This is a genomic window from Rodentibacter genomosp. 1 (assembly GCF_001999285.1).
In the GTDB taxonomy this organism is placed as follows: Bacteria; Pseudomonadota; Gammaproteobacteria; order Enterobacterales; family Pasteurellaceae; genus Rodentibacter.
In genome coordinates, this window is the sequence record NZ_MLHN01000040.1 from 1 (window position 1) to 3,164 (window position 3,164).

3 protein-coding genes are annotated in these 3,164 nt (G+C 36.1%); all 3 read right to left on the minus strand.

Annotated features, from left to right (window positions below):
- Window positions 1-251: 251 nt before the first annotated feature.
- A complete protein-coding gene (locus BKK54_RS11370) occupies window positions 252-1,865 on the minus strand; it encodes a type I restriction-modification system subunit M (RefSeq protein ID WP_077543177.1) in 1,614 nt (537 codons plus the stop codon).
- Window positions 1,866-1,907: 42 nt separating this feature from the next.
- Window positions 1,908-2,468 carry a protein adenylyltransferase Fic gene (gene fic / locus BKK54_RS11375; RefSeq protein WP_077543178.1) on the minus strand — a complete coding sequence of 187 codons (561 nt, stop codon included), beginning with the start codon at window positions 2,466-2,468 and terminating at the stop codon, window positions 1,908-1,910.
- A gap of 12 nt (window positions 2,469-2,480) precedes the next feature.
- The coding region (locus BKK54_RS11380) for a restriction endonuclease subunit S (RefSeq protein WP_208605826.1) at window positions 2,481-3,164 on the minus strand (684 nt) is incomplete at its 5' end.

Sequence of the window (3,164 nt, forward strand, 5' to 3'; positions counted from 1 at the left end):
TTCCTCTGTTCCCAAGCGTTAGCTTTTTCAAACGTATGGTGAAAGTTTACCGTTTTTTCGATATTGTGTACCAAATGAAAAAAGTAGAAATTTCAACGATATGTAGGGACACACTGCGTGTGTCCGATATAAATCCAATATTTCCATATGTTATAAACATATACATACAAATGAACCCAAAATTAACTTTGTGTAATTGTTATGTAATATTGGATTTTTTCCATGAAAAAAGAGGCTTCCGCCTCTTTTTATTATGGGAGTTCAATTCCTAGCAGTTTTAGCTGTTCATTGATTTCTTTTTCCAATTGTTTTATTTCTTGCTCATCTTGATTGAGTTGTTTTAGCACCTCGTTAATATCTATTTCTTCCTCCTCCTCGAACGTATCGACATAACGAGGGATATTGAGGTTGTAGTCGTTCTCAATAATTTCCTCGATTGAGGCTACATAGGCATATTTTTCAACATTTTTACGGGCTTGGTAAGTCTCAATAATTTTCTGAACCTGTTCATCCGTTAAACGGTTTTGATTTTTACCTTTTTCAAAATTTTGGCTTGCATCAATAAACAAAATATCCTTATTTTTACGGTTCTTTTTAAACACCAAAATCGTAGTGGGAATACTTGTTCCATAGAATAAATTCGCCGGCAATCCAATCACCGCATCTAAATAGTTTCCTTGTGCATTAGTGGTATTATCACCAATCAATGCTTTACGAATTTTCCCCTCTGCCGCACCACGGAACAGCACACCGTGCGGTAGGACAATTGCCATGGTGCCTTGCTCGCCTAAGTGGTATAAGCTATGCAAAATAAAGGCAAAGTCTGCTTTTGAGGCTGGCGCTAATACGCCAAAAGGTTGGAAACGGGCATCTTTTAATTTGCGTTCGTGATTATCCCAGTTGGCAGAATAAGGTGGATTTGCCACCACTGCATCAAAACGGCATAACGGCTGATCAATCCCTTGAGCATCAATTCCATCTGGCCAATCGCTTTCCAAGGTGTCGGCATTGGAGAGCGTCATATTTTTATAAGAGACACCGTGCATCATCAAATTCATACGCGCAAGGTTATAAGTGGTAGTGTTCAATTCTTGCCCGTAATATTTAATCGGTTTTGATTTTGGCAATTCGTTCCCTACGGTCAATAGTAACGAACCTGACCCCATTGTTGGGTCGTAAACCAAGAAATTATCTTGGTTATCTGCCACATCAAGGGTGACTAATTTAGCCAAAATTTTTGAAACTTGGTGAGGCGTATAAAATTCACCGCCTTTTTTACCTGCATTGGCGGCAAATTGTCCGATCAAATATTCATAAATTTCACCGAGAATATCACGACCATTGTCGTCTTTATATTCAATCTCATCCACTAATTTCACAATATTGCCTAAAGATTTTGCGCGTTCATTAGTAGAATTTCCTAAGCGGGAATCTCCTAAATTCAGATCATTAAAGACACCACGAAAATCAAGCACCGCCTCTTCATTTAAATTAGCGTTTTGGTTGAAGTTATCAAATAAGGTTTGGTAATCACTTGGCATCACCTCGGCATTATGGATTTTCTGCATTAATGAATCCCAAGTATCTTCAGGATTTATGGCATAGCCGAGGCTGGCCGAAATATCTTCTAGATAATCTTGTAATTCTTCACCCGTGGCTTGCGTTACATAAGCCTCATTGACACTTTGCCCCGGTGAAATCTCTAAAATATGATTATCGACCAAATATTGTTCTTGATGTTTTGATAAATAACGATAAAACATAAAGGCAAGAATATAATTTTTATATTCTGAAGCATCCATTGTGCCACGTAGCTCATTTGCCATTGCCCAAAGTTTACTGGTGATAGTTTGTACATTGCTCATTTTTGATTCCTCTATTAAAAATTCTGTTTATTTTAACCGCACTTATTCTGCTTGTTCGTAATAATAAGATTGTTCAATCCCTTTCAAGAAAATTTCACGATCATCAATGCGATCCGTTAAAGCGTTTCGTAATAAAAAACGAATTTCCAAATCATTAATTGGACTTCGTTCCATGGCTTGTAAATACAATTTTTTATCCACTTTCTGCCAATCTACGACTTTTTTTAAATTTTTCTTAAAAATTAAATCCAACCAAATACGGGTAGAACGCCCATTCCCTTCTAAAAATGGATGGATAATATTCATTTCAATATATTTTTCAATAATTTGCTCGAAGGTTGATTCAGGCATTTTTTCTACCGCACTTAATGCCGGTTTTAAATAGAGTGCATTGGCAAAGCGAAAATGTCCTTTGGAAATATTTAATTCACGAATTTCGCCGGCAAAATCATAAAGCCCTTGAAATAAATAGCGGTGAATGTCTTGCAAGCCTTTCGTTGTCCCAACTTCGACGTGATGAATATCGCCGGAATCATAAAGTCGATAGGCATTTTCTTTGCTTAAACGGTCAATTTCTTTGGTATATTCAATGGAATTAGTCATCATTTTCCCTTATTAAACAAACATTTGTTGTAACAGTGATTTTTTCAATTTTTTCACATTTTCTAGCTTACGCTGATGAATGGTGATGTAGCGATCAAGTGCGGTGAAAAATGTGCCGATTTTTTGTTGTTCTTCTACAAAACTAGAAGTATTAATTTTAATTTCTAAAAAATCTTTCTTACTCATTACCCTATTTCTACCTGCACCACCAGGAGAAATAAGTTCTAACTGAGTTCTAAATTCTTTTTTTGAAACCAAATATTTCAGAAAGTGAATGTCTGATTTATCATTAGCTCTATATGTAGGGAAGCGGTGAGATACCACCAAACCATCATCTTCTTTGGTTGCAATTGCTATTGCATGCTCCCAAGCAAAAGTAATATTTACTATTAAGTCATCTTCTTTTACAACGTACACATTTTCCATTGCAACCTTATCAGGATCATCAACGAATTGATGGAATGTTCCCTTTGCATGAGATCTAACAGATATTCTTATATATGGTTTAGTTGGCTTTGGAATTTCTCTTACTATTGGATTGATCACCTCCCCCAACTTCCTCTGTTCCCAAGCGTAAGTAAATTCGGGAAAACGAATCTCCGGAAATTTTTGATCATTTTTCGGAAACATTTTTTGTAGGAGCGATTTTTTCAATTTTTTCACGTTTTCTAACTTACGCTGATGAATGGTGATGTA

Coding starts and splice junctions, on each gene's coding strand:
- BKK54_RS11370 (WP_077543177.1), bottom strand. CDS start 1,865: ATGAGCAATGTACAAACTATCACCAGTAAACTTTGGGCAATGGCAAAT.
- fic (WP_077543178.1), bottom strand. CDS start 2,468: ATGACTAATTCCATTGAATATACCAAAGAAATTGACCGTTTAAGCAAA.